Raw genomic sequence first — 15,355 nt, 5'->3', positions numbered from 1 at the left:
CACATGGCACGGCCGTTTTCCAGGGAGCACCGTTGAGCAGATTGCGCTGGCTGACCGCGGGGGAGTCGCACGGACCCGCACTCGTCGCGACGCTGGAAGGACTGCCCGCCGGGGTGCCCGTCACCACCGCGATGGTGGCGGACGCGCTGGCCCGGCGCCGGCTGGGCTACGGCCGCGGCGCGCGGATGAAGTTCGAGCAGGACCAGGTCACCTTCCTGGGCGGGGTGCGGCACGGAAGGACCATGGGCAGCCCGGTGGCGGTCATGGTCGGCAACACCGAGTGGCCGAAGTGGGAGCAGGTGATGGCCGCCGACCCGGTCGACCCGGAGATCCTGGCCGGACTCGCCCGCAACGCGCCGCTGACCCGGCCCCGCCCCGGCCACGCCGACCTGGCCGGCATGCAGAAGTACGACCTCGACGAGGCCCGCCCGGTGCTGGAGCGGGCCAGCGCGCGCGAGACCGCGGCCCGGGTCGCGCTCGGCGCCGTCGCCCGCTCCTACCTCAAGGAGACCGCGGGCATCGAGATCGTCTCCCACGTGGTCGAACTCGCCGCGGCCAAGGCCCCGTACGGGGTGGTGCCGGTGCCCGGCGACGAGGAGCGGCTCGACGCGGACCCGGTGCGCTGCCTGGACGCCGACGCGAGCAAGGCGATGGTGGCCGAGATCGACCAGGCCCACAAGGACGGCGACACCCTCGGCGGCGTCGTGGAGGTGCTGGCCTACGGCGTGCCGGTCGGCCTCGGCTCCCACACGCACTGGGACCGGCGGCTGGACGCCCGGCTGGCCGGCGCCCTCATGGGCATCCAGGCGATCAAGGGCGTCGAGGTCGGCGACGGCTTCGACCTCGCCCGGGTACCGGGGTCCAAGGCCCACGACGAGATCCTGCCCGGCGCCGACGGCATCCGCCGCGCGAGCGGCCGCTCCGGCGGCACCGAGGGCGGCATCAGCACCGGCGAGCTGCTGCGGGTGCGCGCCGCGATGAAGCCGATCGCGACGGTCCCGCGCGCCCTGGCCACCGTGGACGTCGCCACCGGCGAGGCAGCCCAGGCCCACCACCAGCGCTCCGACGTGTGCGCGGTGCCGGCCGCCGGGATCGTCGCGGAGGCGATGGTCGCGCTGGTGCTCGCCGACGCCGTCGCGGAGAAGTTCGGCGGCGACTCCGTGGCGCAGACCCGCCGCAACGTCCAGGACTTCCTCGACCACCTGGCCATCCGGTGACCGCCCCCGTCGTCGTGCTGGTCGGCCCGCCGGGCGCGGGCAAGACCACCGTCGGCCGCGCCGTGGCCGGACTGCTCGGCGTCGCCTACCGCGACACCGACGACGACGTCGTCCGGACGGCGGGCAAGCCGATCGCCGACGTCTTCGTCGACGACGGCGAACCGCACTTCCGCGCCCTGGAGCGTGCCGCGGTCGCCGCCGCGCTCGCCGACCACGACGGGGTGCTGTCGCTGGGCGGCGGCGCCGTGATGGACGCCGGCACCCGCGCCCTGCTCGCCGGGCTGCCGGTGGTCTTCCTCGACGTCAGCCTGCACGACGCGGTCCGCCGGGTCGGGCTCGACGCCCCCCGCCCGCTGCTCGCGGTCAACCCGCGGCAGCGCTGGCGCGAACTGATGAACGAGCGCCGCCCGCTGTACACCGAGGTGGCCCGCGCGGTGGTGGACACCGCCGACCGCAGCGCCGACGAGGTGGCGGCGGCCGTACTGGACGCACTGGAACTGAAGGACGCATGAGCGACGCACACAACGGCAACGACACGTGGAGCGGCGCGACGCCCCCCACCCGTATCCAGGTCGCGGGCACCGCGGGCACGGAAGCGTACGAGGTCCTCGTCGGCCACCAGTTGCTCGGCGAGCTGCCCGGGCTGATCGGGCCGAAGGCGCGGCGGGTGGCGGTGCTGCACCCCGAGGCGCTGGCCGACACCGGTGAGGCGATCCGGCAGGACCTGGCCGAGCAGGGCTACCAGGCCGTCGCGATCCAGCTCCCGAACGCCGAGGAGGCCAAGACCGCGGAGGTCGCGGCGTACTGCTGGAAGGCGCTCGGCCAGACCGGCTTCACCCGCACCGACGTGGTGGTCGGGGTCGGCGGCGGCGCCACCACCGACCTCGCCGGGTTCGTCGCCGCGACCTGGCTGCGCGGGGTGCGCTGGATCGCGGTGCCCACCACGGTGCTCGGCATGGTCGACGCGGCCGTCGGCGGCAAGACCGGCATCAACACCGCCGAGGGCAAGAACCTCGTGGGCGCCTTCCACCCGCCGGCCGGTGTGCTGTGCGACCTGTCGGCGCTGGCCTCCCTCCCGCGCAACGACTACGTCAGCGGCCTCGCCGAGGTGATCAAGGCCGGCTTCATCTCCGACCCGGCCATCCTCGACCTCGTGGAGTCCGACCCGCAGGGCGCGAGCGACCCGGCCGGGCCGCACACCTCCGAACTCGTCGAGCGCGCCATCCGCGTCAAGGCGGAGGTGGTCTCCTCCGACCTCAGGGAGTCCGGCCTGCGCGAGATCCTCAACTACGGCCACACCCTCGCGCACGCCATCGAGAAGAACGAGCGCTACAAGTGGCGGCACGGCGCGGCGGTCTCCGTCGGCATGGTCTTCGCCGCCGAACTCGGCCGCCTCGCCGGGCGGTTGGACGACGCCACCGCCGACCGGCACCGCGCCGTCCTCGGCTCCGTCGGGCTGCCGCTCACCTACCGGGGCGACCAGTGGCCGCGGCTGCTGGAGACCATGAAGGTGGACAAGAAGTCCCGCGGCGACCTGCTGCGCTTCATCGTCCTGGACGGCCTCGCCAAGCCCACCGTGCTGGAGGGCCCCGACCCCGCCGTCCTGCTCGCCGCCTACGGGGAGGTCGCCGGATGACCCGCCGGGTCCTGGTGCTCAACGGCCCCAACCTCGGCCGCCTCGGCTCCCGCGAGCCGGACGTCTACGGCGCGACCTCCTACGCCGGCCTCGTGGAGTCCTGCACGAAGCTGGGCGCGGAACTCGGCCTGGAGGTCGAGGTCCGAGAGACCAACGACGAGGGCGAGATGATCCGCTGGCTGCACGAGGCGGCCGACGGGCGACTGCCGGTGGTGCTCAACCCGGGGGCGTTCACCCACTACTCGTACGCGATGCGCGACGCCGCGGCGCAGCGCACCGCGCCCCTGGTCGAGGTGCACATCTCCAACCCGCACGCGCGCGAGGAGTTCCGCCACACGTCCGTGCTCACGGCCGTCGCCTCCGGGGCGATCGCCGGGTTCGGGATCGGCTCGTACCACCTGGCGCTCCGCGCGGTGGCGGAGGAACTGGCGAGCTGAGCGGTGCGGGCGGTGTCCCCGGCGGTGTCCCCGGCGGGGGCGCCGCCCGCGCGCCGGTCGCCTTGCGGGCAGGGGTGGTTGGGTCGGAGCCGGAGCGCACGGTACCGTTCAGGCCGTGGCGTGCCAGGTCACACCGAGCGCACCGCACACACCTACCGGACGGGACGGAGTGGCCGACATGCAACATGCCGTGGGGGCGCCCCAGCCGCCCGGTCCGGGGCAGGGCCCGCCGCCCGGTCCGGGGCAGGGCCCGCCGCCCGCGCCGGGCCAGGGCCCGCCGCCCGGTCCGGGCCCGGTGCCAGGTCCCCCCGCCCAGGCGGCGGGTGCCGGGGGCACCGGTCACTTCCCGATGCCCCCTCCCGTCCCCGTCCAGGCGCCCGCGGCTCCCGGCGGCGGGTCGCTGCCGGGGGCCGCGCACGGCCCGATAGCCGTGCTGCTGATCGGCGCGGCCGGCGCGGGCAAGACCACGATCGCCCGGCACTGGGCCGACCACCGGGGCGTCCCCACCGCCCACATCAGCCTCGACGACGTCCGCGAGTGGGTCCGCTCGGGGTTCGCCGACCCGCAGGCCGGGTGGAACGAGAACTCCGAGGCGCAGTACCGGCTGGCCCGCCGCACCTGCGGCTTCGCCGCCCGCAACTTCCTGGCCAACGGCGTGTCCTGCATCATCGACGACGCGGTCTTCCCCGACCGTCCGACCGTCGGGCTGGGCGGGTGGAAGCGGCACGTCGGCGCGGGCCTGCTGCCCGTGGTCCTGCTGCCCGGGCTCGACATCGTGCTGACCCGCAACGCCGAACGGTCCGGCAACCGGCGGCTGTCCGACGAGGAGGTCGCGCGCATCCACGGCCGGATGGCCGGCTGGTACGGCTCCGGGCTGCCGATCATCGACAACTCGCACCTCGACGTGGAGGCCGCCTCCGCGGCGCTCGACCGCGTGGTGATCCGCAGCCTCCAGGGCCCGCCGATCTGGTGAGCGGCGGCCCGGCGCCGGGCTGATCGTCCGGGCGGACATCCGGGGCGGCCCGGCGGGCCGGGCCGGCGGGGTGGGCCGACCCGCGTGGGCCGGGCGCTTCCGCGGGCCGCGCCCGACGACGGACGTCAGGGCGGGGACGTTCGGGCGGGGACGTCAGGGCGGCGGCTCGACGAGCGCGTCTCCCACCGGGGTGCGGCGGTAGAGGACGGAGCGGCCGGAGCGGGCCTTGGACACCAGCCCGGCGTGCAGCAGCACCGCCAGGTGGTCGCCCACCGCACCGGGGGCGAAGCCGAGCTGGCGGGCGAGCTGCGTGGTGCTCGCCGGGGCGTCGAGAGCGGTGAGCAGGCGCGCCCGGGAACGGCCGACCAGCGCGGCGAGCGCGTCGGGCGCCGGGGGAGCGGTCGACTCGTGCAGGACCGCGGTGCCGCGCGCCGGGTAGACCAGGGTCCGCGGCCAGGGGTCGTCGAAGTACGCGGCGAGGCCCGGCCAGGTGAAGACGGACGGGATGAGCAGCAGCCCCTCGCCGCGCAGCCGCACCGTGCCGCCGTCGATCGGGGCCAGCTCGATGCCGCCGTCGCGCCAGCGCACCCCGTCGTGCAGCTCGCCGATCGCGGCCGCCCAGCCGCGCTCGCCGATCACCCCGACCCGGTGCACCACGTCCCGCTCGCACAGCGCCCGCAGCCGGGGCCAGTCCGGCGCGACCAGCTCGTGCCAGGCCCGGTCCAGCGCGGCCGCGACCCGCTCGACCACGTCCGGCGCGTCCAGCACCGCCCGCACCCGGGGGTCGCGCACCGGCCGCCGCGCGGTCAGGCGGGCGATCTCCGCGCGCGCCTGCTCCGGCGCGGTGGCGCGGATCGCCGCGAGGTCGTCCGCCCAGCTCTGGGCGGGCCCGCGCGGCGGTACCGCGACGAAGTCCGCGCCGGCCCGCGGCACCTGGAGCGCCAGCACCGCGTCCAACTCGGTCCGCGCCCGCAGCCGTTCGAAGCCGGGACGCAACCGCGCCGCCCACGCCTCCGGCAGCCGCCCGTCGCCGAGGTGCAGCGCCCGCAGCACCGTGTTCAGCTCGAAGGCCGGCGACAGCGCGAAACGGCTGAGCAGCAGGTCCTCGGTGGCGACTTCCAGGCGGAGCATGCGCCGACCCTATGCCCGCGCATCCCGCCACCCGCCCCGCCTCGCGCCGCCGGCCCCGCCCCGCCTCGCCTCGCGCGGCCCGCCCCGCCTCGCCTCGCCTCGCCTCGCGCGGCCCGGCCCGGCCCGGCCTGTCTCGCCTCGCGTGGCCCGGCCCGGCTTGCGCTGCCCGGTTCGCGTCCTGCCGAATGTCGTTGCCGCGTATCCCGCGCTGGCCTCGCCGTGCCCCGTCTCGCCTTGTGCTGCCCGGTCCGCGTCCCGCCGTTGTTCCGCCGGGCCCGCACGCCCCGCCCGCGCCCCCGCCTCCGCTCGGCGCCTCCGCGGTGGCTCTGCGCTGACCCCCTCGCCGCCCCGTATCGGGCCGCCCCGCCGGGCCCGCGCCCCCGTGTCGGCCCCGCGCTGCCGCGCACCGTGATGTCGCGGTGGGGCCCGTCGGCACGCCACGCGGTTCCGTCCCGCGGCGGGGCCGGGAGGGCCCGTGCCCGGGGGAGAGCCCTCGGCCTTACGTCCCGGGGCGAATCATTCGCGGGCCGCGGGGCGCCGCCGGAAGGCTGCCGGGCATGGCCCCCACCACCAGCCCGCCCCGCGCCCCGGCGCGTACCACCTACCGCGAGGTCCTGGCCGAGCCGCGCTTCCGCGCCCTGTTCACGACCCGCACCCTCGCCATCACCGCCGACGCGCTGCGCATCTCCACCTTCTCCGTGCTCGTCTACGCGACCACCGCCTCCCCGCTGCTGACGGGCGTCGCCTTCGGCGCGGGGTTCCTGCCGCAGGCGTTCGGCGTCACCCTGCTCGGCTCGCTCGCCGACCGGTTGCCGCCCCGGGCCCTGATCACCGGCGGCTACCTCCTGGAGTGCGCCACCGCACTGCTCCTCGCGCTCGCCGGGCCGCCGATCGCCGCCGGCCTGGCCCTGATCGCGCTGGTCGCCCTCCTCACCCCGGTGTTCGGCGGCGCCGCCTCCGGCCTGGTGGCCCGTACCCTCACCGGCGACGCCTACGTGCTCGGCCGCTCCCTGAACACCATCGCCTCCTCCGCCGCGCAGCTCGCCGGGCTCGGTCTCAGCGGCACCGCCGTCGCCCTGCTCGGCCCCCGCCGCGCGCTGCTCGTGGGCGCCGCGCTGTACGCCCTCGCCGCCGGCTACGCCCGCCTCGCCCTGCCCCGGCTCCCCGCACCGGCGCCCGCCGCCTCCGCCGCGTCCCCGGTACGGGCCAGCCTCGCCGCCACCACCGCGCTGCTGCGGTCCCGCCGTCCGCTACGGCTGCTGCTCGCCCAGTGGCTGCCGGGCGCCTGCGTGGCCGGGGCCGAGGGGCAGATCGTGGCGTACGCCGCCACCCGCCACCTGGCCCCGGGCGGGTACGCGGTGCTCATGGCGTGCCTGCCGGTCGGCATGCTCGTCGGGGACGTCCTGGTCGGACGGCTGCTGCGGCCCGCCACCCGCGAACGCCTCGTCGCGCCCCTCATGGCCCTGATGGGTCTGCCGCTCCTGCTCTTCGCCGCCCGACCCGGACTCACCGCCGCCGCCGTGCTCCTCCTCCTGGCCGGGGGCGGCTTCGCCAGCGGGCTGGGCCTCCAGCGGCCCTTCCTCGACGCCGTCCCCCCGGACGCCCACGGCCACGCCTTCGGACTGCTCAGCTCCGGAACGATGACCATGCAGGGGGTCGCCCCCGCCGTCTTCGGGGCCCTCGCCACCCCTTTCGGCCCACCTCTGGCCATGGCCCTCGCGGGCACCGCCACCCTCCTCACCGTGTCCCTCGCCCCTTCCCGGAGCGCGTCGGCAGCCGGTTGAACGCCGCCGTCCGGACCCGCGCACCCCTGCCCCGCGCACCCGCTGACCCGCGCACCCGTTCGCTCCCGGCCGAGGGACGGCCGCGCCGCCCTCCCCGGTGTTCCGCCCGGCCGGGGCGCCCCGGCCACGGCAGGGAGTGCGCCCCGGCCCCCTCGGGACGTGCGCGCGCCCCCTGCGGTGCGTGCCGACCCGCACGTGCACGGTCGCCAAGCGCGCGGTTCCCCGTACCGGCGGGCGGGTTCGCCTGTTCCACGGCGCCCCCGGGTCCGCGCCCGGCAGGGGCGGGAGCCGGGCGGAACCGGGGGCGAGGCCCAGAGACCCGCCCCGGGAGGCACCCGGCGCGACCAGCCAGGAACCGGGCGGCACCGGGGGACACCGGCACCGGACCCGCGCGGGCGGAGCCTCCCCGGCGCGGGACAGGGGGAGCGGAGCCGGACGCGGGCGCGGTTACCCCCGGAGGGAGTCGTGGAGAGGCCGATGCGACAGGGCCGTCGTAGGCTCACGACATGGCGGAGGTGCATACGGTACGCAGAGCACGACTGCGCGAGCGCTGCGCCGCGGCGGACGCGGCCGCCGCGCTGGTCACCCAACCCGCGAACGTGCGGTACCTCACCGGCTGCGCCCCGCCCGGCGCCGCCCTCCTGGTCGGCCCGGGCGCCGAGGACACCCTCGTGCACCTGCGCCCGCCGCCGGACGACGTCGCGCAGCCCGCGGACGGCCTGCGCAACGTGGTGCTCCCCTCGCCGGAGGCGGACGCGGCCGTCGCGGCGGCGGACCTCGCCCGCCAGCAGCAGGCCGACGGCCTCGCCGTGGAGGAGCACCACCTCACCGTCACCCGCCACCGCGCCCTGCGCTCGGTGGCCCCGGACGTGCGTCTCACCGACCTGGCCGGTGCCGTCGAACAGCTCCGGCTGATCAAGGACGAGCACGAGATCGCCAGCCTGCGCATCGCCGCGGAGATCTCCGACCAGGCCCTCGGCGAACTGCTGGAGTCGATCCTCGTCGGCCGCACCGAGCGGCACCTCGCGCTGGAACTGGAGCGCCGCCTCGTCGACCACGGCGCCGACGGCCCCGCCTTCTCCACCTGCATCGGCACCGGTCCGCACTCCGGGGTGGCCCGCCACGTCCCCACCGACCGCCGGGTGGAGGAGGGCGACTTCCTCAGCGTGCGGCTCGGCGCCTGCTACCACGGCTACCGCTGCGAGGTGAGCCGCACCTTCGTGATCGGCAGCGCCCCCGCCTCCTGGCAGATCGAGCTGTACGACCTGGTCTTCGCCGCCCAACGGGCCGGCCGCGAGGCGCTCGCACCCGGCGTGGCCTGCCGCGACGTCGACCGGGCCACCCGCGAGCCGCTGCGCGCGGCCGGGCACACCGAGGGGCTGGCGGCATGGAGCGGACACGGCGTCGGCCTCGAAATCGACGAGGACCCTCAGTTGTCCCCCGCGGCCGTGGGTAAACTGGACGCTTGCGTGCCGGTCACCGTCGAACCGGGGGTCCACCTTCCGGGCCGAGGCGGTGTCCGCATCGGCGACACACTCGTCGTACGCCCCACGGCGGACGGCGGACCCGAGCTACTCACCATCACGACCAAGGAACTCCTCGCGCTGTGACCACGCCGTGGTCGGGCCGGGCGGCACGTCCTCGGTCCCGAAGCAGCACTTTCAGGAGATTCCGCAACCGTGGCCACCACGAACGACCTCAAGAACGGCCTCGTGCTCAAGCTCGAGGGCGGCCAGCTCTGGACCGTAGTCGAGTTCCAGCACGTCAAGCCCGGCAAGGGCCCCGCCTTCGTGCGCACCAAGCTGAAGCACGTGCTCTCCGGCAAGGTCGTGGACAAGACCTTCAACGCCGGCCTCAAGGTCGAGACGGCGAACGTCGACAAGCGCGGTATGCAGTTCTCCTACAAGGACGGCACCGACTTCGTCTTCATGGACACCGAGACGTACGACCAGATCATCGTGAGCCCCGAGGTGGTCGGCGACGCCGCGAACTACCTCCTGGAGGGCTTCGACGCGGTCGTCGCGATGTACGAGGGCTCGGCGCTCTACGTCGAACTGCCCGCCTCGGTCGAGCTGGTCATCGACTACACCGAGCCCGGCGTGCAGGGCGACCGCTCCACCGGCGGCTCCAAGCCCGCGCGCCTGGAGACCGGCTACGAGATCGCCGTCCCGCTCTTCATCACCACCGGTGAGAAGGTCAAGGTCGACACCCGTACCGGCGACTACCTCGGCCGGGTGAACAGCTAACCGTGGCTGCCCGCAACAAGGCCCGCAAGCGCGCGTTCCAGATCCTCTTCGAGGCCGAGCAGCGGGGCGCGACTCCCACGGTCGTGATGGCGGACTGGATTCGGCTCGCCCGGACCGACGACCGGCAGCCGCCGGTCACCGCGTACACGATGCAGCTCGTCGAGGGCTGCACCGCGCACGCCGAGCGGATCGACGAGCTGCTCGCCGGGTACGCCGTCGGCTGGACCCTCGACCGTATGCCGGCCGTGGACCGCAACGTCCTGCGGCTCGGCGCGTACGAACTGATCTGGGAGGACGACGTCCCCGACGCCGTCGTCCTGGACGAGGCGGTCCAGCTCGCCAAGGAGTTCTCCACCGACGAGTCGCCGTCGTTCATCAACGGGCTGCTGGGCCGGCTGATGGAGCTGAAGCCCACGCTCAAGCGGTGACGGGACCGCCCGGCTGCCCGGAGGGGCAGTCGGGGCGGCCCGGCCCGCCGTAAGGTCCTCGCATGGACATACCCCAGCGCCTGGCCGCGCTGCGCACGCAGGACCTGCCGGTGCACGGCGGGCGCACCATGGCGTACGTCTACGACGCGGGGCTGCCGGAGCTGGACGAGCTGGCCGGGCGCGCGCAGGCGGCGTTCGCCGGCGTGAACGGCCTGGACATGACGGCCTTCCCCAGCGTCGTCGCGCTGGAGAACGAGGTGGTCGCGCAGACCGCCGCCCTGCTCGGCGGCGCGCCCGCCGGCGCCGCGCCCGGCACCACGGGCGGCGCCGGTCCGGGAAGCGGCCTCGGCCCCCGCCCCGGCGTCGCGGGCACCTTCACCAGCGGCGGTACCGAGAGCTGCCTGCTGGCGGTGCTCACGGCCCGCGAACACGCCCGCCTCACCCGCGGGGTGACCGCCCCGCAGATCGTGCTGCCGGCGACCGCGCACGCCGCGTTCCACAAGGCGGCCCACCTGTTCGGCCTGGACGTGGTCACCGTGCCGGTCGACCCGGAGTCGTACCGGGTCGCGGCCGAGGACGTCGCCGCGGCGCTGACCGAGCGGACCGCGCTGGTGGTGGCCTCCGCGCCGTCCTACCCGCACGGCGTGATCGACCCCGTGGCACAGGTGGCCGCGGCGGCCGCCGAACGCGGCGTGCTGTGCCACGTCGACGCCTGCATCGGCGGCTGGTACCTGGGGCACCGGCGGCTGGCCGCCGACCTGCCCGCGCCGCCGCCGTTCGACCTCGCGGTGCCGGGCGTGACCTCGCTCTCCGTCGACCTGCACAAGTACGCCTACACACCGAAGGGCGCGTCGGTGCTGCTCTTCCGCGACGCGGAACTGCGGCGGCACGGCTGGTTCGCGCACGCGTCCTGGCCCGGCTACCCGGTGGTCAACGCGACCCTCCAGGGCACCAAGTCCGCCGGGCCGCTCGCCGCCGCGTGGGCGGTGCTGCGCCACGTCGGCACGGACGGCTACGTCGACCTCTCCCGCCGGGTGCACGCCGCGACCGCCCGACTCGTGGACGGGGTACGGCGGATCGAGGGGCTGCGGGTGCTGGGGGAGCCGGACGCCTCGCTGGTGGCGGTCGCCTCCGACGACCCGGCGGTGGACCCGTTCGTGGTCGGCGACGAGATGCGGCTGCGCGGCTGGTACCTCCAGCCGCAGCCGGCGTTCGCCGACTCCCCGGCCAACCTGCACCTGACGGTCACGGCGGCCGTCGCCGACCCCGAGCGGATCGGCGACCTGCTCGCCGAACTCGCCGCCGCGGTCGGGCGGGCCCGCGAACTCGGGCCGCCCCAGGTCGATCCGGCGCTGGTCGAACTGGCCGGCGCGCTCGACCCGCGCACGCTCGGCCCGGAGGAGGTCGCCCTCGCGCTGGCCGCCGCCGGGGTCGGTGCCGACGGCACCCTGCCCACGCGGATGGCGCCGGTCCTCGCGGTGCTCCAGGCCCTGCCGCCGGCCCTGACCGAACGCCTCCTGCCCGAGGTGGTCTCCCGCCTCTACGCGGGCTGACCCCCGGCGGCCCGGTCGGCGGGCCCCGGAGCACCCGCGGGCCGGCCGGGACACCGTGTGCCGGGGCGGACACCGCCGCGGCACCGTCGCCCCGGTCCGCATGACGGAGGCCGCCCCCGAGAGGCCGCCCCCGGCGGCCCTACGGTGCGGGGGTGTGCTCGGTGCGGGGCGCGGCCGCGCGCGGGGCGGTCTCGGTCACCCGGGTCAGCAGCGTCTTGAGGGTGCCCAGCTCCGCGGGGGACAGGTCGGCCGCCAGGTCGCGGTCCAGCTCCGAGACCCGGGCGTCGGCGCGTTCGAACAGGTCGCGGCCCTGGGGGGTGAGGCGGATCTCGATCAGGGTGCCGTGCATCGGGTGCGGGGTGCGCTCGACCAGGCCGCGGGCGGCCATCCGGCCCACCGTGCTGTTCATCGTCTGCGGGGTCACCTGGCACTGGCGGGCCAGCTCGGCGGAGGTGATGCCGTCGTGGTCGCTGAGGATGGTGAGCGCGGCCTGCTGCGCGGGCGTGATGCCGTACTCCCGCAGCACCTGCTCCTTGGCCTGCTGGGTGGCCTGTTCCGCGCGTTTGACGAAGGCCAGGAGCCGTGCCGAGTAGTGACCCATGCCGCGAGTCTAGCGATCCCCTCCCGTCAGCACGCGTTGTCTTATCAGCATGCTTACTGTTAACTGTCAGGGTGCGAACAGCGCGGCCATGCCGCGCCCCGCCGCGCCCGCGCCAGGCGCGCCCGGCGGGCCCGTACGCCCTCCTCCACGCAAGGGAGTCCACCATGAACGCTGCCGTCCGGCAGATCGCCAGCATCACCAGCGCCACGGCCCGCAGGGCGGTCGAGGCGGCCGTCGCCGCGGCCGAGGCCGCCGGCCAGACCTCCGCGATCGCGGTGGTCGACGCCACCGGCCAGCTCATCGCCTACACGCGGATGGACGGCGCCCCGGTGCAGGCCGCCCAGATCGCCCAGGACAAGGCGTACACCGCGGCCGGGTTCGGCATGCCCACCGGGCAGTGGCACGACCTCATGGCGGCCGACGCGCCGCTGGGCAGGGGCGCGGGCACCGCGGTGGACCGCCTGGTGCCGTTCGGCGGCGGCCTGCCGATCCGGGTGGACGACCGCACGATCGGTGGCATCGGGGTGTCCGGCGGTCACTGGAGTGACGACGACAAGGTCGCCCAGGCGGGTGCGGCGGTCGTCAACTGACCCTGCGTACACGGAAGTTGGGGAGAAGCCCGGGAAGCGCTCCCGGAAACGCCCTCGCCCGGGGCGGCGGCCCGGCAAAGGGCGCCGCCCCGGGCGAGGGGACGTTTCTGCAACGGCTGTACCGCCGGGCGGTCAGCCCTCTTCGTGCTGGACCGCGCGGCGGGCGTCCGCGTCGAGGACACCCCACGAGATCAGCTGCTCGGTCAGCACCGAGGGGGACTGGTCGTAGATGACCGCGAGGGTGCGCAGGTCGTCCTGGCGGATGGACAGCACCTTCCCGTTGTAGTCGCCGCGCTGGCTCTGGATCGTCGCGGCGTACCGCTGGAGGGGGCCGGCCTTCTCCGGCGGGACCTGGGACAGCCGCTCCAGGTCGAGCACCAGCTTCGGCGGCGGCTCGGCGGCACCGCCGGGGGTGGTCCCCGGCAGCAGCTCCTGCACCGGGACGCCGTAGAAATCGGCGAGCTCGGCGAGGCGCTGGACGGTCACGGCGCGGTCGCCGCGCTCGTAGGACCCCACGACCACTGCCTTCCAGCGGCCCTGGGACTTCTCCTCGACGCCGTGCAGGGACAGGCCCTGCTGCGTGCGGATGGCCCGGAGTTTTGCTCCGAGCTGCTTGGCGTAATCGCTGGACATATGGCTCCCCGGACGGAAACTCGGTGACTCACTGTGAGGTTACGCAGCGTAATCCGGGCTCGTCAAGCGGAAAGCCGCCGACCGGTGCCTGACCTGGGCCGTCCCGGTCGTTTGATACGGTGGGCGTGTTCTTCCAGACGTCCTTTAAGGCCCGTCCCGTGAGGCGGGGAAGGAGGTCCCCGACCCATGGTCGACGACCGCAGTGACATCAGCACGGGCCCGACGCCCGCCGCGAGCCCCCGGGCCGACGGCGCCGGCACCGCCCGCCCGGTGCTCGAAGGCCCCGACATCGCCCGGGTGCTCACCCGCATCGCCCACGAGATCGTCGAACGCGCCAAGGGCGCCGACGACGTGGTGCTCCTCGGCATCCCGACCCGCGGCGTCTTCCTCGCCCGCCGGCTCGCCGACAAGCTCGCCGAGATCACCGGCCGCGCCGCCCCCGTCGGCTCGCTCGACATCACCATGTACCGCGACGACCTGCGGCTGCACCCGCCGCGCGCGCTGGCCCGCACCGACATCCCCGGCGACGGGGTGGACGGCCGCCTCGTGGTCCTCGTCGACGACGTGCTCTTCTCCGGCCGCACCATCCGCGCCGCGCTCGACGCGCTCGGCGACATCGGCCGCCCCCGCGCGGTCCAGCTCGCCGTCCTGGTCGACCGCGGCCACCGCGAGCTGCCGATCCGCGCGGACTACGTCGGCAAGAACCTGCCCACCTCGCTGCGTGAGACCGTCAAGGTGCTGCTCGCCGAGGAGGACGGCCGCGACAGCGTGCTGCTCGGCCAGAAGGACCCCGGCCCGCGCGCGGGCCACGCCGCGGACGGTTAGCGCGCCCGCACCGGCCGCCGTACGCGCCCCGGCGCGGCCCGCGCCCGCATCCGCCGCGGGCGGCCGCCGCGGCGCGCCCCCGGCCCGGCCGCCGCGCCGGACCACGCGCCGCGCCGCCGCGCCCGCGCCCCCCACCGCCCGCACCGACCGAGCCCGCACGCCCGGCCGCCCGCACGGGTGCACACCCGCACCGCACCCGCACGGCCCGGCCGCCCAGCCACCGGAGTCCCCCGCATGAAGCGCCACCTGATCTCGGCCGCCGACCTCACCCGCGACGACGCCATCCTCGTGCTGGACACCGCCGAGGAGATGGCCCGCGTCGCCGACCGGCCGATCAAGAAGCTGCCGACCCTGCGCGGCCGCACCGTCGTGAACCTCTTCTTCGAGGACTCGACCCGCACCCGCATCTCCTTCGAGGCCGCCGCCAAGCGGCTGTCCGCGGACGTCATCAACTTCTCCGCCAAGGGCTCCTCGGTCTCCAAGGGCGAGTCCCTGAAGGACACCGCGCTGACGCTGGAGGCGATGGGCGCCGACGCGGTCGTCATCCGCCACCACTTCTCCGGCGCCCCGCACCGGCTGGCCACCTCCGGCTGGATCAACGCGTCGGTGGTCAACGCGGGCGACGGCACCCACGAGCACCCCACCCAGGCGCTGCTGGACGCGCTGACCATGCGCCGCCACCTGTCGGGCGTCGGCCGCGACCTCGAAGGCCGCCGCATCACGATCGTCGGCGACGTGCTGCACAGCAGGGTCGCCCGCTCCAACGTGCTGCTGCTCACCACCCTGGGCGCCGAGGTCACCCTGGTCGCGCCACCGACGCTGCTGCCGATCGGCGTCGAGACCTGGCCCTGCCGGGTCTCCTACGACCTGGACGCGGTGCTCGCCACGTCCGACGCGGTGATGATGCTGCGGGTGCAGCGCGAGCGGATGAACGCCGCCTTCTTCCCCACCGAGCGCGAGTACGCCCGCCGCTACGGCCTGGACGGGCTGCGGATGGCGGCGCTGCCCGAGCACGCGATCGTCATGCACCCCGGCCCGATGAACCGCGGCATGGAGATCACCGCCGAGGTCGCCGACTCGCCCCGCTGCACCGCCGTCGAGCAGGTCGCCAACGGCGTCAGCACCCGGATGGCCGTGCTCTACCTGCTGCTCGGCGGCTCGGAGCCGGCGATCGCCCCGGCCGCCCGTCCCGACAACACCCCGGCCGCCCCGGCCGCCCCGGCCGTTCCGGACACCCCGACCGCCGTGGAACCCGCGGGCCCCGACACCGAAGCCGCACGTACCGAGGAGAACAAGTAACG

General features: G+C 75.7%; 16 protein-coding genes. 13 read left to right on the top strand and 3 right to left on the bottom strand.

Annotation, left to right across the window (positions count from 1 at the left end):
* Positions 1-32 precede the first annotated feature (32 nt).
* The 5 genes from aroC to RVR_RS03870 all read left to right on the top strand — a co-directional run bounded on the left by aroC (position 33) and on the right by RVR_RS03870 (position 4,263).
* On the top strand, positions 33-1,217 hold the full coding sequence (aroC, locus tag RVR_RS03890) for a chorismate synthase (protein ID WP_202232500.1): 1,185 nt from the start codon (positions 33-35) through the stop codon (positions 1,215-1,217).
* Positions 1,214-1,729, top strand: coding sequence for a shikimate kinase (locus tag RVR_RS03885; RefSeq protein ID WP_202232499.1), 516 nt, complete (start codon positions 1,214-1,216; stop codon positions 1,727-1,729). The genes aroC and RVR_RS03885 overlap by 4 nt, the downstream gene beginning before the upstream one ends.
* Positions 1,726-2,853: a 3-dehydroquinate synthase gene (gene aroB, locus RVR_RS03880; protein WP_202232498.1), complete on the top strand. Its 1,128-nt coding sequence runs from the start codon at positions 1,726-1,728 to the stop codon at positions 2,851-2,853. Before RVR_RS03885 ends, aroB begins: the two co-directional genes overlap by 4 nt.
* Complete coding sequence (gene aroQ / locus RVR_RS03875; RefSeq protein WP_202232497.1) at positions 2,850-3,290, top strand: type II 3-dehydroquinate dehydratase; 441 nt, start codon at positions 2,850-2,852, stop codon at positions 3,288-3,290. The genes aroB and aroQ overlap by 4 nt, the downstream gene beginning before the upstream one ends.
* 178 nt (positions 3,291-3,468) lie before the next feature.
* Positions 3,469-4,263: an AAA family ATPase gene (locus RVR_RS03870; protein ID WP_202232496.1), complete on the top strand. Its 795-nt coding sequence runs from the start codon at positions 3,469-3,471 to the stop codon at positions 4,261-4,263.
* Positions 4,264-4,416: 153 nt separating this feature from the next.
* On the opposite strand, the gene RVR_RS03865 is transcribed toward RVR_RS03870, so the two are convergent.
* Positions 4,417-5,394 (bottom strand): DUF5937 family protein, encoded by a 978-nt coding sequence (locus RVR_RS03865; RefSeq protein WP_202232495.1) that lies wholly within the window; start codon positions 5,392-5,394, stop codon positions 4,417-4,419.
* 557 nt (positions 5,395-5,951) lie between these two features.
* Between RVR_RS03865 and RVR_RS03860 the strand changes: the two genes are divergently transcribed.
* From RVR_RS03860 to RVR_RS03840, 5 genes are all read left to right on the top strand, one after another.
* Entirely contained in the window at positions 5,952-7,178 is a 1,227-nt protein-coding gene (locus RVR_RS03860; protein ID WP_202232494.1) for an MFS transporter, read from the top strand.
* A gap of 506 nt (positions 7,179-7,684) precedes the next feature.
* Complete coding sequence (locus RVR_RS03855; RefSeq protein ID WP_202232493.1) at positions 7,685-8,788, top strand: aminopeptidase P family protein; 1,104 nt, start codon at positions 7,685-7,687, stop codon at positions 8,786-8,788.
* 69 nt (positions 8,789-8,857) lie between these two features.
* A complete protein-coding gene (efp, locus tag RVR_RS03850; protein ID WP_202232492.1) occupies positions 8,858-9,424 on the top strand; it encodes an elongation factor P in 567 nt (188 codons plus the stop codon).
* Positions 9,425-9,426: 2 nt separating this feature from the next.
* Entirely contained in the window at positions 9,427-9,852 is a 426-nt protein-coding gene (gene nusB / locus RVR_RS03845; protein WP_202232491.1) for a transcription antitermination factor NusB, read from the top strand.
* Positions 9,853-9,914: 62 nt separating this feature from the next.
* Positions 9,915-11,405, top strand: a complete 1,491-nt coding sequence (locus RVR_RS03840; RefSeq protein ID WP_202232490.1) for a pyridoxal phosphate-dependent decarboxylase family protein — start codon at positions 9,915-9,917, stop codon at positions 11,403-11,405.
* Between the two features lie 139 nt (positions 11,406-11,544).
* On the opposite strand, the gene RVR_RS03835 is transcribed toward RVR_RS03840, so the two are convergent.
* Positions 11,545-12,006 (bottom strand): MarR family winged helix-turn-helix transcriptional regulator, encoded by a 462-nt coding sequence (locus RVR_RS03835; RefSeq protein ID WP_202232489.1) that lies wholly within the window; start codon positions 12,004-12,006, stop codon positions 11,545-11,547.
* Positions 12,007-12,170: 164 nt separating this feature from the next.
* On the opposite strand from RVR_RS03835, the gene RVR_RS03830 reads away from it, so the two are divergent.
* A complete protein-coding gene (locus RVR_RS03830) occupies positions 12,171-12,596 on the top strand; it encodes a GlcG/HbpS family heme-binding protein (protein ID WP_202232488.1) in 426 nt (141 codons plus the stop codon).
* 132 nt (positions 12,597-12,728) lie between these two features.
* On the opposite strand, the gene bldD is transcribed toward RVR_RS03830, so the two are convergent.
* On the bottom strand, positions 12,729-13,229 hold the full coding sequence (gene bldD / locus RVR_RS03825) for a transcriptional regulator BldD (protein WP_202232487.1): 501 nt from the start codon (positions 13,227-13,229) through the stop codon (positions 12,729-12,731).
* A gap of 186 nt (positions 13,230-13,415) precedes the next feature.
* Here bldD and pyrR point away from each other — a divergent pair, with 186 nt between their 5' ends.
* Positions 13,416-14,054, top strand: coding sequence for a bifunctional pyr operon transcriptional regulator/uracil phosphoribosyltransferase PyrR (pyrR, locus tag RVR_RS03820; protein WP_237404552.1), 639 nt, complete (start codon positions 13,416-13,418; stop codon positions 14,052-14,054).
* 234 nt (positions 14,055-14,288) lie between these two features.
* Positions 14,289-15,353, top strand: a complete 1,065-nt coding sequence (locus RVR_RS03815) for an aspartate carbamoyltransferase catalytic subunit (protein ID WP_202232486.1) — start codon at positions 14,289-14,291, stop codon at positions 15,351-15,353.
* Positions 15,354-15,355 lie beyond the last annotated feature (2 nt).

It is taken from the genome of Streptomyces sp. SN-593 (genome assembly GCF_016756395.1).
GTDB lineage: Bacteria > Actinomycetota > Actinomycetes > Streptomycetales > Streptomycetaceae > Actinacidiphila > Actinacidiphila reveromycinica.
The sequence above is the reverse complement of the archived record's forward strand: the minus strand, read 5'-3'. Positions and strand labels throughout refer to the sequence as shown.